Source organism: Qipengyuania gaetbuli, assembly GCF_020524765.1.
GTDB lineage: Bacteria > Pseudomonadota > Alphaproteobacteria > Sphingomonadales > Sphingomonadaceae > Qipengyuania > Qipengyuania gaetbuli_A.
On sequence record NZ_JAIVLR010000001.1, the window covers coordinates 599,869 to 614,049 of the forward strand.

15 protein-coding genes are annotated in these 14,181 nt (G+C 65.3%); 8 read left to right on the forward strand and 7 right to left on the reverse strand.

The window, feature by feature from the left end; all coding sequences use genetic code 11:
* Positions 1 to 51 precede the first annotated feature (51 nt).
* The gene (locus LC083_RS03105; RefSeq protein ID WP_226699150.1) at positions 52 to 606 is read left to right on the forward strand and encodes an RNA polymerase sigma factor; all 555 of its coding nucleotides are present in this window, start codon (positions 52 to 54) and stop codon (positions 604 to 606) included.
* A complete protein-coding gene (locus tag LC083_RS03110; RefSeq protein WP_226699151.1) occupies positions 603 to 983 on the forward strand; it encodes a DUF6768 family protein in 381 nt (126 codons plus the stop codon). Before LC083_RS03105 ends, LC083_RS03110 begins: the two co-directional genes overlap by 4 nt.
* Here LC083_RS03110 and LC083_RS03115 read toward each other — a convergent pair.
* Positions 973 to 1,485 (reverse strand): L,D-transpeptidase family protein, encoded by a 513-nt coding sequence (locus LC083_RS03115; protein ID WP_226699152.1) that lies wholly within the window; start codon positions 1,483 to 1,485, stop codon positions 973 to 975. The genes LC083_RS03110 and LC083_RS03115 overlap by 11 nt on opposite strands.
* 28 nt (positions 1,486 to 1,513) lie before the next feature.
* On the reverse strand, positions 1,514 to 2,803 hold the full coding sequence (locus LC083_RS03120) for an adenylosuccinate synthase (RefSeq protein WP_226699153.1): 1,290 nt from the start codon (positions 2,801 to 2,803) through the stop codon (positions 1,514 to 1,516).
* 169 nt (positions 2,804 to 2,972) lie between these two features.
* On the opposite strand from LC083_RS03120, the gene LC083_RS03125 reads away from it, so the two are divergent.
* Genes LC083_RS03125 through LC083_RS03135 form a run of 3 tightly spaced genes read left to right on the forward strand, consistent with a single transcriptional unit; the run spans position 2,973 to position 5,427 of the window.
* Complete coding sequence (locus tag LC083_RS03125) at positions 2,973 to 3,836, forward strand: alpha/beta hydrolase (protein ID WP_226699154.1); 864 nt, start codon at positions 2,973 to 2,975, stop codon at positions 3,834 to 3,836.
* Positions 3,837 to 3,869: 33 nt separating this feature from the next.
* Entirely contained in the window at positions 3,870 to 4,823 is a 954-nt protein-coding gene (locus tag LC083_RS03130) for a rhodanese-related sulfurtransferase (protein WP_226699155.1), read from the forward strand.
* Positions 4,816 to 5,427: a glutathione S-transferase gene (locus LC083_RS03135; RefSeq protein ID WP_226699156.1), complete on the forward strand. Its 612-nt coding sequence runs from the start codon at positions 4,816 to 4,818 to the stop codon at positions 5,425 to 5,427. The genes LC083_RS03130 and LC083_RS03135 overlap by 8 nt, the downstream gene beginning before the upstream one ends.
* On the opposite strand, the gene LC083_RS03140 is transcribed toward LC083_RS03135, so the two are convergent.
* From LC083_RS03140 to LC083_RS03150, 3 genes are all read right to left on the reverse strand, one after another.
* Positions 5,424 to 6,536, reverse strand: coding sequence for an ATP phosphoribosyltransferase regulatory subunit (locus LC083_RS03140; RefSeq protein WP_226699157.1), 1,113 nt, complete (start codon positions 6,534 to 6,536; stop codon positions 5,424 to 5,426). The genes LC083_RS03135 and LC083_RS03140 overlap by 4 nt on opposite strands.
* A 26-nt stretch (positions 6,537 to 6,562) precedes the next feature.
* Positions 6,563 to 8,146, reverse strand: coding sequence for a phosphoglycerate dehydrogenase (gene serA / locus LC083_RS03145; RefSeq protein ID WP_222553898.1), 1,584 nt, complete (start codon positions 8,144 to 8,146; stop codon positions 6,563 to 6,565).
* A gap of 90 nt (positions 8,147 to 8,236) precedes the next feature.
* On the reverse strand, positions 8,237 to 9,394 hold the full coding sequence (locus tag LC083_RS03150) for a phosphoserine transaminase (RefSeq protein ID WP_222553897.1): 1,158 nt from the start codon (positions 9,392 to 9,394) through the stop codon (positions 8,237 to 8,239).
* A 174-nt stretch (positions 9,395 to 9,568) separates the two neighbouring features.
* On the opposite strand from LC083_RS03150, the gene LC083_RS03155 reads away from it, so the two are divergent.
* On the forward strand, positions 9,569 to 10,744 hold the full coding sequence (locus LC083_RS03155; protein WP_226699158.1) for a glycosyltransferase family 4 protein: 1,176 nt from the start codon (positions 9,569 to 9,571) through the stop codon (positions 10,742 to 10,744).
* 8 nt (positions 10,745 to 10,752) lie between these two features.
* Here LC083_RS03155 and LC083_RS03160 read toward each other — a convergent pair whose 3' ends face one another.
* Both LC083_RS03160 and LC083_RS03165 read right to left on the reverse strand, forming a co-directional pair.
* Positions 10,753 to 11,205 (reverse strand): hypothetical protein, encoded by a 453-nt coding sequence (locus LC083_RS03160; RefSeq protein WP_226699159.1) that lies wholly within the window; start codon positions 11,203 to 11,205, stop codon positions 10,753 to 10,755.
* Between the two features lie 75 nt (positions 11,206 to 11,280).
* Positions 11,281 to 11,883: a PadR family transcriptional regulator gene (locus LC083_RS03165; RefSeq protein ID WP_226699160.1), complete on the reverse strand. Its 603-nt coding sequence runs from the start codon at positions 11,881 to 11,883 to the stop codon at positions 11,281 to 11,283.
* 106 nt (positions 11,884 to 11,989) lie between these two features.
* On the opposite strand from LC083_RS03165, the gene LC083_RS03170 reads away from it, so the two are divergent.
* Positions 11,990 to 13,306 (forward strand): replication-associated recombination protein A, encoded by a 1,317-nt coding sequence (locus LC083_RS03170; RefSeq protein ID WP_226699161.1) that lies wholly within the window; start codon positions 11,990 to 11,992, stop codon positions 13,304 to 13,306.
* Positions 13,293 to 14,177, forward strand: coding sequence for a hypothetical protein (locus LC083_RS03175; protein ID WP_226699162.1), 885 nt, complete (start codon positions 13,293 to 13,295; stop codon positions 14,175 to 14,177). The genes LC083_RS03170 and LC083_RS03175 overlap by 14 nt, the downstream gene beginning before the upstream one ends.
* Positions 14,178 to 14,181 lie beyond the last annotated feature (4 nt).

Here is a 14,181-nt window from a genome sequence, read left to right on the forward strand (position 1 = left end):
ATTTGCGGTTTTCGATTGAACCTTTTGGCGTCGCCCTGCGACTAAGGGGTCATGACAGGACGGGCGACAGGACAGGGTGATGCCGGAAGGCTGTATGACGAATTGCTCGTCACGCTGGTCCAGTCCGGCGACCGCGCGGCCGGAGAACGGCTGGCGCGACGCTGGCAGCCCCGTCTTGCCCGGTCGGCGAGGCGCGTTTTGCGGAACGACGAGATGGCGTTGGTGGCAGTGCAGGACACGAGGATTTCGATCCTGCGCGGTATCGGCGGATTGCGCGAGCCGTCACGCTTTGCCCCTTGGGCTTTCGGCATCCTGCGGCGGCGGTGCATCGACCGGATACGCAGCGCGCAAAACAGGCGGAGCTACGAGGCGACAGTCGAGCTGGAGCAGTCCCTTCCGGCGGTTGCCGACGAACGGGTTGCCATCGACCAGGCCTTTGCCGCGCTGTCGCCCGATCAGCGGCTCGCCGCACAACTTCACTTCGTCGAGGGCCTGACCCTCGCCGAGATCGCCGCCGTCCAGGACGTGCCCCTCGGCACGGCCAAGACCCGGCTGTTCCACGCCCGCCAGAAACTGAAGGCGGCTCTTGAAGGAGACGACACATGACCGACATCGACGACCGCATCCGCGGCGCGCTGGACGAGGACGACAGGGCCTTCCTTGCCTCGCTGGACGAAGGGCGGGGAATGTTCAGCCAGATCGGGGATGTCCTCACCGGCCCCTTGGGCGGATGGTCGAAGCTCATCTTCGCCGTCGCTTTTGTGCTCGGGATTGCGCTGGTCTACTTCGCCTACCGCTTCTTCACCGCCACCGCGTTCGAGGATTCGGTATGGTGGGGTATCGTCACTCTGGGCGCGCTGCTGATGCAGGGCTTCATCAAGGAATGGTTCTATTCGCGAATGAACATGCTGAGCGTGCTGCGCGAGGTGAAGCGCCTGCAGGTACAGGTAGCGATGCTCGGCGAAGGCGCCCCTAGGGCCTGATTTCTATCGGCGTGCCGTCGGGGACCAGCGACCACAGCTCTGCAATTTCGCTATTCGACAGCGCGATGCAGCCATCGGTCCAGTCCCCCGGCACGCGCGCGTCGAACGGCAGGCCGTTGGGCTGGCCGTGAAGGAAGATCAGCCCACCCGGCGACCGGCCGCGCGCCTTGGCATATGCGCGGTCGGCTTCGTTGGGATAATCGACGTAAAGGCTGAGGTAGTAGCTCGACTGCTCGTTGCCGTAAGTGATCGTATAGCGGCCTTCGGGCGTCTTCTCGTCGCCTTCGAAGCGCTTGTGACCGACCGGCTGGTCTCCGTATTGCAGGCCGCGATAGGTGCGGATCACCTTTCCGGCCTGATACACCCAGAGCGTGCGGTCCGACTTGTCGACCAGCAGGAAATCGGCCCGCTCCCCATCCTGCGCCTGCTGGGCACGCGCCTCGGGCACCACTTGCGAACAAGCGGCCAGCGACAGAGCGGCAAGAAGAGGCAGGAGACGCATCGCGCGCATCCTGCCACCCGCTGCCTGATCAGTCCATGAAGGGATCGCGCATCAGGATGGTATCGTCGCGTTCCGGGCTCGTGGAGACGAGCGACACCGGCGTTTCGATGAGTTCCTGGATGCGCTGGATGTACTTCACCGCATTGGCCGGCAGGTCCGCGAAGCTGCGCGCCTCGGCGGTCGATTCCTTCCAGCCGTCCATCGTTTCGTAGATCGGCTCGACTTCCGCCTGGTCGGCGGCATGGCTGGGCAGGTAGTCGTAGACATTGCCGCGCAGGCGATAGCCGGTGCAGATCTTCACCTCGTCGAGCCCGTCGAGCACGTCGATCTTGGTGAGCGCGATGCCGGTCACGCCGCTGATCGCGCAGCTCTGGCGTACGATTACCGCGTCGAACCAGCCGACCCGGCGCTGGCGGCCGGTGACAGTGCCGAATTCATGCCCGCGTTCGCCAATGCCCTTGCCGATGTCATCGGTCAGCTCGGTCGGGAACGGGCCGCTGCCGACGCGGGTGGTGTAGGCCTTGACGATGCCCAGCACGTAGCCGGTCGCATTGGGGCCGAGGCCGCTGCCGGCTGCCGCCGTACCGCTGACCGTGTTCGAGCTGGTCACGAAGGGATAGGTGCCGTGATCGATGTCGAGCAGGACGCCCTGCGCACCTTCGAACAGGATTTTCGCGCCCGCCTTGCGGACCTTCTTCAGGCGTTTCCACACCGGCTGGGCGAACTTCAGCACGAAGGGCGCGATTTCGCGCAGGTCGTTCAGCAGGCGCTCGCGGTCGACCGGGGGTTCGTTGAAACCGGCGCGCAGTGCGTCATGGTGCGCGCACAGGCGGTCGAGCTGCGGCTCGAGGCTGTCGAGATGCGCGAGGTCGCACACGCGAATCGCGCGGCGGCCGACCTTGTCCTCGTAGGCCGGGCCGATGCCGCGACCCGTGGTGCCGATCTTGCCCGAGCCGGCAGCGGTTTCGCGCAGGCCGTCGAGATCGCGGTGGATCGGCAGGATCAGCGGGCAATTGTCGGCGACGGCGAGATTGTCGGGATTGATGTCGACACCCTGGCCTTCGATCTTCTCGACTTCGGCCTTGAGTGCCCAGGGGTCCAGCACCACGCCATTGCCGATGATCGACAGCGTACCCGACACGATGCCCGAGGGCAGCAGCGACAGCTTGAAGACGTTCCCGTCGATGACCAGCGTATGGCCGGCATTGTGGCCGCCCTGGAAACGGACGACGGCGTCGGCGCGGCTGGCGAGCCAGTCGACGATCTTGCCCTTGCCCTCATCGCCCCACTGGGCGCCGATCACGGTTACGTTGGCCATATGCGGAAAAACCTGCTCGTCAGGGTGACACAAACGCGTGCGCGCCTAGGCCTTCGAAGGCGCGAGGGCAAGCAAACTGTCGCGACAATCGGCGACAATTCGCGACTGGAAAATTAACACCTTCTGGTGTTCCTTCCCGACTGCGATCCCGGTGAAAAGGAATTTCGCCATGAAGAAGCCAGTCGTTGCCGCCGTCCTTGCCACGGCGCTTGCAAGCGGAAGCGTGATTGCAAATTCCGCAGAGCGTCGCTCACCCCCACCTGTCGAGCTGTCGTTCGGCAGCGAAAAGTTGCAGCGCGTGGATGTCTGGGCGGGCCAATCCAAGAGCGCGCCACTGGTCGTCTTCGTCCATGGCGGCGGGTGGAAGCGAGGCGACAAGTCGATGATGAAGGGTTCGGCCAAGCTTTCCCACTGGCAGGAACAGGGCTATGCGGTCGCTTCCGTGAACTACCGGCTCGTGCCCGCTGCGACTGTCGAACAGCAGGCGCAGGACGTGGCCGATGCAGTCGCCCTGCTCAAGCGCGAGGCCGGCCGCCTCGGCTACGATGCAAGCCGCATCGTCCTCGTCGGACATAGCGCCGGGGCGCATCTCGTTGCCCTGGTCGGCACCGATCCGGCCTATTTGCGCAAGGCGGGCCTCGGGTACAGCGACATCGACGGCATTATCCCGCTGGACGGTGCAGCATACGACGTGCCGGCCCAGATGGACGAGAACGCGCGCCTGATGGGCGACACCTACGAACAAGCCTTCGGAACCGATCCCGAGCGGCAAAAAGCCCTTTCGCCTACCTTCCATGCGGCTGCGCCCAATGCGCCGTCCTTCCTCATCCTGCATGTCCAGCGCCGCGACGGGACGCAGCAATCCCGCGGACTGGCGCGGGCGCTCCAAGGGGCGGGGACGCAAGCGAGCGTGGAAGCGGTCGATGGGCGCGGCCTGCGGGGGCATGCCGAAATCAATCGCAAGCTGGGCGAGCCGGACTATCCCGCGACGGCCTTGGTCGATCGCTACCTGGCCGCCCGTTTCGGCACCTAGCCGCGCAAGGGAAGGACTGCTAACGGGCGCGCCGTGACCGACCACCCGCCCGTCCGCATCGCCGCACTCTACCATTTCACGCGGTTCGACGACCCTGCGTCGCTGCGCGCGCCGCTGCAGGCGCTTTGCGAGGAACAGGGCGTGCGCGGCACGCTGCTCTTGGCGGGCGAAGGGATCAACGGGACCATCGCAGGCAGCGACGAGGGCATCCAGGCGATGCTCGACCATATCCGCGCCCTGCCCGGCTGCGCCGACCTCGAAGTGAAGGAATCGCGGGCGGAGAAGATGCCCTTCTACCGCAGCAAGGTGCGGCTGAAGAAAGAGATCGTGACCATGGGCCAGCCGGACCTCGATCCGGTGGATGGCGTCGGAACCTACGTGGCGCCGGAGGACTGGAACGCGCTGATTTCGGACCCCGACACGATTCTGATCGACACGCGCAACGACTACGAGGTGCAGATCGGCACGTTCGAAGGCGCGATCGACCCTGAAACGAAGAGCTTCCGCGAATTTCCGGAGTGGTTCCGCGCCAAGCGCGCCGAATTCGAGGCAGAAGGCAAGACGCCGCGCATCGCCATGTTCTGCACCGGCGGCATCCGCTGCGAGAAGTCGACCGCCTTCGTGAAGGCCGAGGGACTGGACGAGGTCTATCACCTCAAGGGCGGCATCCTCAAATACCTCGAGGACATCCCCAAAGAAGAGAGCCTGTGGCGCGGCGAATGCTTCGTTTTCGACGAGCGCGTCAGCGTGAAGCACGGCCTCGAGGTGGGCGAGCACAGCCTGTGCCGGGCCTGCCGGATGCCCCTTTCGGAATCGGACAAGGCCCGCGACACCTTTGTCGAAGGCGTGTCCTGCCACCACTGCCATGCCGACCGAACCGACGAGCAGCGCGCCCGCTATGCGGAGCGGCACCGCCAGTCGAAGCTCGCCCGCCAGCGGGGCGAGGCCCATGTCGGGCGCAAGCTGGAGCCGCGCGGTGATGGCTGAGGCCGTCCTCTACAGCTTCCGCCGCTGCCCCTATGCGATGCGGGCGCGCATGGCGCTCAAGATCAGCGACGCAAAATACCAACACCGCGAGGTGGTGCTACGCGACAAGCCTGCGGCCATGCTTGAAGCTTCGCCCAAGGGCACTGTGCCGGTGCTGGTCCTGCCGGATGGATCGGTGTTCGAGGAAAGCCTCGAGATCATGCACTGGGCGCTCGCGCAGGACGACCCCGAAGGCTGGCTGGACCGCAAGGACGACGATCTCGTCGCGGCCAATGACGGGCCGTTCAAGCACGGCCTCGACCGTTACAAGTACCATACGCGCTACGAGGACGTGGATTCCGAAGCGCACCGCGAGCTTTGCATCGCCCACGTCGCCCGGCTGGAGGAGCGGCTGGCGGACCAGCCCTTCCTGTCAGGGCAGGCGCGTGGTTTTACCGATATCGCGATTTTCCCCTTCGTGCGGCAGTTCGCCAATCACGACGCTGGGCGGTTCGAGGTAGAGAACCTGCCCCGCACCCGCGCGTGGCTCGACGGCCTCACCGGATCGGAGCTGTTTGCAGCGATCATGGCCAAGTTCCCGAAGTGGGAGCCTGGCGAGGCCTAAAGCGGGGTCGCCTCGCCGCTGCGCAGGCTGTGCGTGCAGCCCAGCGCCTGCGGCTCTTCCTCGCCCGTCACCGCAGCGACCGTCCGCCAGCCGTCGGAACGAAGGCGGCGAGCTGCTGCACGGTCGTGATCGAGCGGCAGGAATACGGCCTTGCGCATATCGGTAGTTGGCGCGCCCAGCGCTTCGAGGATCGGCTCCATGTAGAGCGAGAAGCCCGTTGCCGCCTCCTCGCTGCCCTTGATGGCATAGGTGCCGCCGCGGCCTAGCGCGCCGCGTGCATTGTCGGCGTGCAGCGTGAAGCCGAACCAGCTCTGGTAGCCGAAGCCGTGGCGTTCAGAAGGATCGAGCGTCAGACGCACGCGATCGCCCAGTGTCGCGGCGACTTCGCGCAGCGCCGAGGTCCGGCTGGCGAGCACACCGCCGGCGTCCAGCGCAGACAGCTTGTCGAGCGCCTGCTCGAACGGACCCGCGGCATAGATCAGCGGCAGGTAAGCTTCGCCGCCTGCCGCTTTCAGTCCGGCTGCATCCTTCATGTCGAGTTCGCGGCGAACCGCTTCGCGCTGTTCGGGAGCGAGCGGGAGCGCCTCCTCGCTCAGCGTATCGACGAGGTCGGGCATGGTGAGATCGACCGACAGGCCGGTGACGCCAGCCGCCTCAAGCGCGTCGAGCGCAACGGCAACTGCCTCGGCCGCGGCCGCGACGCTATCGCTGCCCACGAGTTCCGCGCCCAGTTGCAGGCGCTGACGTGCAGGATCGAGCTGGTCTGCCTTGATCGTCGCGACCTCGCCCGCATAGCACAGGCGCAGCGGGCGCGGCGCTTCGCGCAGCGAGGTGGCCGCGATGCGACCGACCTGCACGGTCATGTCGCTGCGCAGGGCCAGCGTGCGCAGGCTTTCCGGGTCGGTGAAGCGCACCATCCGGCGTGTCGCCACGCCTTCCATCCGGCCTGCCAGCGAATGCTCGAACTCCACCAGCGGCGGGCGCACGCGGTCGTAACCATGGGCGTCCATCGCGCCGAGGATTTCGCGCATGGCGCGCGTTATCGCTGCGGCGCGCGCAGGCAGGGCGTCTTCGAGGCCGACTGGCAGGAGATCGTCTGGATGGGTCATCGCGCCGCCCCCTGCCCTATCGCGTCTCAGAATTCCAGCGGGATAACGGTCTTCACGCCTTCCAGCGCGCAAGCCGCCTTGACCACATCCTGCGGGATCGGCTGGTCGACACTGAGCAGCAGCACCGCTTCCCCGCCCGCTTCGCGGCGGCCGAGGTTGAAGGTGCCGATGTTGATGCCGCTTTCACCCAACAGCGAACCGATACGGCCGATGAAGCCCGGCGCGTCCTGGTTGACGATGTAGAGCATGTGCCCGTCGAGCTCGGCTTCGATGCGCACGCCGAAAATCTCGACGAGACGCGGCGCTTCCGCACCGAACAGCGTGCCTGCAACCGAACGGTCGCCCGCATCGGTTCCGACCGTCACGCGCAGGAGGGTGTTGTACGCGCCTTCCTTCTCGTGCCGGATCGAACGGATATCGAGGCCGCGTTCCTTCGCGAGGAAGGGCGCATTGACCATGTTCACCGTGTCCGAATACTGGCGCATCAGCCCTGCCAGCACCGCGCCTTCGATCGGCTTGCCCGACAGTTCTGCCGCCGCGCCTTCACGCTCGATGCTGATCTTGGTGAGGTTGCCATGCGCAAGCTGCCCGACGAGGCTGCCGAGGTTCTCGGCAAGGCCCATGTAGGGCTTGAGCTTGGGCGCTTCTTCCGCGCTGAGGCTCGGCATGTTGAGAGCGTTGGTGACGCCTCCGTTGACGAGGAAATCGGCCATCTGCTCTGCCACTTGCAGCGCGACATTGACCTGCGCTTCGGTCGTGCTGGCGCCGAGGTGCGGGGTGCAGATGAAGTTGGGCTTGCCGAACAGCGGGCTCTCGTTGGCCGGTTCGGTCTGGAACACGTCGAGCGCCGCACCTGCTACCTGGCCGCTGTCGAGTGCATCGGCGAGCGCGTCTTCGTCGATCAGGCCGCCGCGCGCGCAGTTGACGATGCGCACGCCTTTCTTCGTCTTGGCGAGGTTTTCACGGCTGAGGATGTTGCGCGTCTCGTCGGTCAGCGGCGTGTGCAGCGTAATGAAGTCGGCACGCGCCAGGAGCGTGTCGAGGTCGACCTTCTCGACCCCGATCTCGATGGCGCGTTCGGGCGTGAGGAAGGGGTCGAAAGCGACGACCTTCATCTTCAGGCCAAGCGCGCGGCTGGCGACGATCGAGCCGATGTTGCCGGCACCGATCAGGCCCAGCGTCTTGCCGGTCACCTCAACGCCCATGAAATCGTTCTTCGGCCATTCACCGGCCTGCGTGCGGCGGTCGGCAGCAGGGATCTGGCGGGCCAGCGCCATGATCATCGCGATGGCGTGTTCGGCCGTGGTGATCGAGTTACCGAAGGGCGTGTTCATCACGACCACGCCCTTGCCGCTGGCATAGGGAATATCGACGTTGTCGACGCCGATCCCGGCGCGGCCCACGACCTTGAGATTGGTCGCGGCATCGAGGATTTCGGGCGTGACCTTGGTCGCCGAACGGATGGCGAGGCCATCGTACTGGCCGATCACGGCCTTGAGTTCATCGGGCGTCATGCCCGGCTTCACGTCGACGTCGCAGCCACGCTCTTCGAAAATGCGGGCGGCATTCGGGTCCATCTTGTCGCTGATGAGGACTTTGGGTTTGCTCATGACGGAATATTCCTGTCGTTCTCCCGGCGATCGGCCGGGGCATTGATATTGTGAGGGGAGGCGGCGGCCCTCAGGGGGCCGCCAGCCGGATCAGCCGTTCTTGACCTGCTCGTAGGCCCATTCGATCCACGGCAGGAGACGCTTCAGGTCTTCCTGTTCGACCGTGCCGCCGCACCAGATGCGCAAGCTCGGCGGGGCATCGCGATAGCCGTTGAAGTCGTAACCGACGTCGCGATCTTCGAGCAACTTGACAATCTTCTTCGGAACGCCCGCCTTGTCCTCGTCGGACAGGCTTTCGTACCAGTCGCCCTGGAAGACGAAGCACACGCCGGTGTTGGTCTGCTTGGCAGGGTCCGAGACCATGTTGCGCAGCCACGGGGTCGCCTCGATCCAGTCCTTGACGATCTTGGCGTTGGCATCGGCGCGTTCGAACATGGCCTTGCGGCCGCCGAGCGCCTGCGCCCATTCGAGCGCGTCGATGTAGTCTTCGGTCGCCAGCATCGAGGGCGTGTTGATCGTCTCGCCGCGGAAGATGCCTTCGTTGATCTTGCCGCCCTTCTTGAGACGGAAGAGCTTGGGCAGCGGCCATTCCGGATCATATTCCTCGATCCGGTTTACTGCCTTGGGGCTGAGGATGAGCATGCCGTGCTGGGCTTCCGAGCCCATCACCTTCTGCCAGCTGTAGGTCGTGGCATCGAGCTTGGCCCAGTCCATCTCCATCGCGAAGACGGCGCTGGTGGCGTCGTTGATGGTCACGCCTTCGCGGCCTTCGGCCAGCCAGTCGGTGTTCGGGATCTTGGCGCCCGAGGTGGTGCCGTTCCAGGTGAAGACGACGTCATTGTCCTGCGGGATCGACGCGAGGTCGGGGATTTCGCCGTAATCGGCGTCGAGCGTGGTCAGCTTGGGCAGCTTGAGCTGCTTGACCGCATCCTGGATCCAGACATTGCCGAAGCTTTCCCATGCCGCGACCGTGGCCGGGCGGTCGGGACGCAGCATCGTCCACATGGCGCATTCCAGCGCGCCGGTGTCCGAGGCGGGCATGATGCCGACCAGGTAATCCTCGGGCACGCCGAGCATCTCCTTCGACAGGTCGATGGCATATTTCAGCCGCGACTTGCCGAGGGCGCTGCGATGCGAGCGACCGAGCGATTCGGTTTTGAGGTTGGAAGCCGACCAGCCGAGATGCTTGGCGGTCGGACCCGACGAAAAGAAAGGGCGCTCAGGCTTGAGCGTCGGTTCGGCAGTCATGTATTCTCTCCTTGCAGAGAGCACGCGCGGCGTTGGGACCGCGTGGCCCACTGTCGGCAATAATGTTGCGACGCAGCAAGTCAATGCGAAATAGGAATGCATCGACAGGCTGGTCGCCCTGCCGGATCAACGCCCTCTCGCCAAAAACGGTCCAGCGCCTTATGGGCGCAGGCAATGGACGTGACGGACCTTCGCATCGCCCTGTTCAGCGGGAACTACAATTACACCCGCGACGGCGCGAATCAGGCATTGAACCGGCTGGCGGATTACATCCTGCGGCAGGGGGCGAAGCTGCGCGTATATTCGCCGGTCGTCGAAGCGCCGGATTTCGAGGCGACTGGCGACCTCGTCGACATCCCCAACGTCCGGATGCCGGTGAAGGGGCGCGGCGAATACCGCCTGCCCCTGCGGCTCGGCAGTGCGGTTGAGGAAGACCTTGCCCGTTTCGCGCCCAACACCATGCACCTCTCCTCGCCCGACCCGGCGGCGCACGGGGCGCTGAAATGGGCCCGCAAGCGCGACCTGCCCGTACTGGCGAGCGTGCACACCCGCTTCGAAACCTATCCGCGCTATTACGGCCTTTCCTTCCTCGAACCGGTGGTCGAGGCAGGCCTGCGCCGCTTCTACAACCGCTGCGACGCGCTGGTCGCACCCTCCGACAGTCAGATCGCCGAGCTGAAGGCGCAGCGCATGCACGAGGACATCAGCATTTGGTCGCGCGGGGTCGACCGCGAGATTTTCGATCCCTCCAGCCGCGATATGGAATGGCGCCGCGCCAACGGGCTGGCAGACGATGACGTGGCAATCGTCTTCCTCGGCCGGCTGGTCATGGAAAAAGGGCTCGACGTGTTCGCCGACACGATCGTCGACCTCCGCAAGCGTCAGGTACCGCACAAGGTACTTGTCATCGGTGACGGCCCGGCTCGCGGGTGGTTCGAGAAAACGCTGCCCGGCGGCATTTTCGTCGGCTTCCAGACCGGCAAGGACCTGGGCCGCGCGCTGGCGAGCGGCGACATCTTCTTCAACCCGTCGATCACGGAGACCTTCGGCAACGTCACGCTGGAAGCGATGGCCTGCGGCCTGCCCGTGGTCGCCGCGGGTGCGACCGGCGCGGCGAGCCTCGTCAGCGACGGGGAGACGGGGCGCCTGGTCCCGCCGAGCAAGACCGATGCCTTCGCCAAGGCCTGCGCCGAAGCGCTGGCTGCCTATTGCACGGACGATGCGCTGCGCCTTGCGCATGGCGCGGCAGGCGAGCGTGCGGCCCGTGCCTACAGCTGGGATGCGATCAACCAAGCGGTGATCGATACCTACCTGCGGCTGCACACCGGTCGCGCAGCCGCAGGCCGGTAGGTTTCAGGTCAGGACAGGACGCCCGACGCGGTCATCCTGCGCGAATACCACAGCAGGAAGAGCGTGATCGCGAAGATTACCAGCGTGAAGATCATCGGCGTGGTCGTGTCGGTCATGCCCGGCATCGGGCTGGACCACTGGTGGAGCATTCCCAGCACAAGGCCGATCAGCGAGGCAACGAATGCGTGGAAGGCATGGCGCTTGCGCATGAGCAACAGGACCGAACCTGCCACCGCGCCCCACACGCCAAGGCCCCAGCCGATATTGGCCCACAGCGGCATGGCATTCATGTATTCGATAGCGGCATCGACCGTAACGCCGGTCGGCTCCATCATGCCGGCGAGATATTCGCGGTTCTCGGTCTTCGACATGAAGTAGTCGTAGGCACCGAAGCCATTCCACACCAAGGACAACAGGCCGACCACCCACAGGTGCACCGGCGCTTTCGCAGAAGCGTCCATTTCATTTCCCTCCCATTTGCGACCTCTCCGCCGCGCAGACTAGCGGCGCGGACGGGAGGCGCAAGCAGGAGCGTGTCAGAGCCGCTCGACCTTCTTTGCCAGATCGTCGACCAGATCCACGATTTCGCGGATCATGGCATCGTCGAGTTCGCCGCTCCGGGCCTTGTTCTTGAGAACGGTGGCGAGGTTTCCGACCGCTCTGAACATTTCGGGCGTGGCATAAGCCCGGCGGCGCTCGCCGTGGCCCGAAAGGCGTCCGATCAGCGCCTCGACCTCATCGGCACGGTCTTCCAGTTCCTTTAGGCCCGCTTCGGTCGCCTCGTAGGCCTTCTTCGCATCGTCGCTCGCAACCGGCGCGATGGCGCCTTCGTCCTCGAGAAGTGAAAGCGTGGGGTAAACCGTGCCGGGGCTCGGCGCATAGCTGCCCCCGGTGAGTTCCTCGATGGCCTTGATCAGTTCGTAGCCGTGGCGCGGTTCCTCGCCGAGCAGGTAGAGCAGGACCAACCGCAACTCGCCCGAACCGAACATCCGGCGGCGGCGGCGGCCACCCATGCGAGAACCGAAATCGAACTGCGTCGCCATGTCTTCGAAGGCTGCATTGTGCATGGCGAAATGGGCCGCGGCGTGAGACCACCCATCCAACCCGTGCAGCTTGCGCCACTTGTGACCTTTGAACATCAAACCGTATCCTTACATATCTTCGATAGCACTAAGATATATCTTAGAGGGCGACACACAAGAGGGCGCTGCAATTTGTCTGCCGACGTCCTATGTCAGCCGACGAATGACCGACCTGTTTCCCGATGATCTACCCCCGACGCCTGGAACGGATGCCGTCCGAGAGGACGCGCCGCTGGCCGACCGCTTGCGCCCTGCCTCGCTCGACGAGGTAATCGGGCAGGACCATCTGACCGGTCCCGAAGGCGCAATCGGGCGCATGGTCGCCGCAGGCCGCCTGTCGAGCATGATCCTGTGGGGTCCGCCCGGTACCGGCAAGACCACCATCGCCCGGCTGTTGGCCGACAGCGTGGGCATGCGCTTCGAAAGCGTCAGCGCCGTATTCAGCGGCGTCGCCGACTTGAAGAAGGCCTTCGCCGCCGCCGACAAGGCCGCCGAAGCCGGCCAGCGCACGCTGCTGTTCGTGGACGAAATCCACCGCTTCAACCGCGCGCAGCAGGACGGCTTCCTTCCGTTCGTCGAACGCGGCACGGTGACGCTGGTCGGCGCGACGACGGAAAACCCCAGCTTCGCCCTCAACGCGGCATTGCTCAGCCGTGCGCAGGTCCTGATCCTCCAGCGGCTAGACCATGCCGCGCTCGGCCAGTTGCTCGACCGGGCAGAAGAGCTCGAAGGCCCCCTGCCCCTCACCCCCGAGGCGCGCGACGCGCTGGTGGCGAGTGCCGATGGCGACGGGCGGTTTCTGCTCAACCAGGCCGAAACGCTCTACAATGCGAAGATCGACGACCCTCTCGATCCAGCGGCGCTGGGCAAATTCCTGCAGCGCCGCGTCGCGGTCTACGACAAGGACCGCGAAGGGCACTACAACCTCATTTCCGCGCTCCACAAGGCGGTGCGCGGCAGCGATGTACAGGCGAGCCTCTATTACCTCGCGCGCATGCTGACTGCGGGCGAAGAACCGCGTTTCCTTGCCCGCCGACTGGTGCGCATGGCGGTCGAGGATATCGGCATGGCCGACCCGCAGGCGTTGGTTCAGTGCATGGCGGCGAAGGACGCCTATGAATTCCTCGGCAGCCCCGAGGGCGAGCTCGCGCTGGTGCAGGCCTGCACCTACCTTGCCACCGCGCCCAAATCGAACGCGGTCTACAAGGCGCAGAAGGCCTCGTTCAAATCGGCGCGAGAAACCGGCAGCCTGATGCCGCCGCAGAACATCCTCAATGCGCCGACCAAGCTGATGAAGGATATCGGCTACGGCTCGGGCTACAGCTACGACCACGATGCCGAGGACGGTTTTTCGGGCGACAATTACTGGCCCGAAGAGATGGCGCCGCAGACCTACTACGAACCCGTCGAACGCGGCTTCGAGCGCGAGGTCAGGAAGCGACTCGACTACTGGGACAAACTGCGGCGTGAACGCACCTAGGTTCAGCCGCTTCCTCGCGATCGACTGGTCGGGCGCGAAGGGGCCGCGCCACAAGGGCATCGCCCTCGCCATCGCCGATGCCACTGGCGGTCCGCCCGTCCTCGTCGAGCGGGGTTCAGGCTGGGGCCGCGAGGACGTGCTTGCGGTACTTGCAGAGGACCTGCCCGGCGCTACGCTGGTCGGCGTCGATCTCGGCATTGCCTTGCCGCATGCGGATTGCGGCGCCTTCTTTCCGGGCCTTCGCGAGGACATTCCCGATGCGCCTGCGCTCTGGTCGGTGATCGACGACGTCTGCCGGGCGGAACCGCATCTCGGTGCACAGCCCTTCGTGGAGCACCCCGATTTCCGTCCCTATTTCCGCGACGGGATCGAAACTGGCCGCTTCTTCGGCTGCGATAATGCCGCACATGGTCGCGGACGTTTCCGCGCCACCGAGACGGCGCAGGCGAAGATGGGCTGCAAACCTTATTCCAATTTCAACCTCGTCGGCGCGGCGCAGGTCGGCAAGTCCAGCCTGACGGGAATGCGGATGTTGAACCGCCTGCGTGGGCGCCTGCCCGTCTGGCCCGTCGATCCGCTGCCGGAACACGGCTCTGCGCTGGTGGAGATTTACACCAGCCTCGCCGCTATCGAAGCGGGACGGAGCGCGGGGCGGGCCAAGATGCGCAGCTTCGAGGAACTGAACGCTGGGCTATCGGCGCTCGGCTCGCCGCCGGTGCGCGGAACGGGCCCGATCGACGACCACGCGTCCGATGCCCTTCTGACCGCCGCTTGGCTGCGCAAGATGGCGGGCGATCCTTCACGCTGGCAACCGGGCGACCTCACCAAAGGCATCGCCCGAACAGAAGGCTGGACTTTCGGGGCGCTTTGAACGA

What these genes read in the sequence shown, in the direction of transcription:
- LC083_RS03105 (WP_226699150.1), top strand. Translation starts at nt 52, where the DNA reads ATGACAGGACGGGCGACAGGACAGGGTGATGCCGGAAGGCTGTATGAC.
- LC083_RS03110 (WP_226699151.1), top strand. Translation starts at nt 603, where the DNA reads ATGACCGACATCGACGACCGCATCCGCGGCGCGCTGGACGAGGACGAC.
- LC083_RS03115 (WP_226699152.1), bottom strand. Translation starts at nt 1,485, where the DNA reads ATGCGTCTCCTGCCTCTTCTTGCCGCTCTGTCGCTGGCCGCTTGTTCG.
- LC083_RS03120 (WP_226699153.1), bottom strand. Translation starts at nt 2,803, where the DNA reads ATGGCCAACGTAACCGTGATCGGCGCCCAGTGGGGCGATGAGGGCAAG.
- LC083_RS03125 (WP_226699154.1), top strand. Translation starts at nt 2,973, where the DNA reads ATGAAGAAGCCAGTCGTTGCCGCCGTCCTTGCCACGGCGCTTGCAAGC.
- LC083_RS03135 (WP_226699156.1), top strand. Translation starts at nt 4,816, where the DNA reads ATGGCTGAGGCCGTCCTCTACAGCTTCCGCCGCTGCCCCTATGCGATG.
- LC083_RS03140 (WP_226699157.1), bottom strand. Translation starts at nt 6,536, where the DNA reads ATGACCCATCCAGACGATCTCCTGCCAGTCGGCCTCGAAGACGCCCTG.
- serA (WP_222553898.1), bottom strand. Translation starts at nt 8,146, where the DNA reads ATGAGCAAACCCAAAGTCCTCATCAGCGACAAGATGGACCCGAATGCC.
- LC083_RS03150 (WP_222553897.1), bottom strand. Translation starts at nt 9,394, where the DNA reads ATGACTGCCGAACCGACGCTCAAGCCTGAGCGCCCTTTCTTTTCGTCG.
- LC083_RS03155 (WP_226699158.1), top strand. Translation starts at nt 9,569, where the DNA reads ATGGACGTGACGGACCTTCGCATCGCCCTGTTCAGCGGGAACTACAAT.
- LC083_RS03160 (WP_226699159.1), bottom strand. Translation starts at nt 11,205, where the DNA reads ATGGACGCTTCTGCGAAAGCGCCGGTGCACCTGTGGGTGGTCGGCCTG.
- LC083_RS03165 (WP_226699160.1), bottom strand. Translation starts at nt 11,883, where the DNA reads ATGTTCAAAGGTCACAAGTGGCGCAAGCTGCACGGGTTGGATGGGTGG.
- LC083_RS03170 (WP_226699161.1), top strand. Translation starts at nt 11,990, where the DNA reads ATGACCGACCTGTTTCCCGATGATCTACCCCCGACGCCTGGAACGGAT.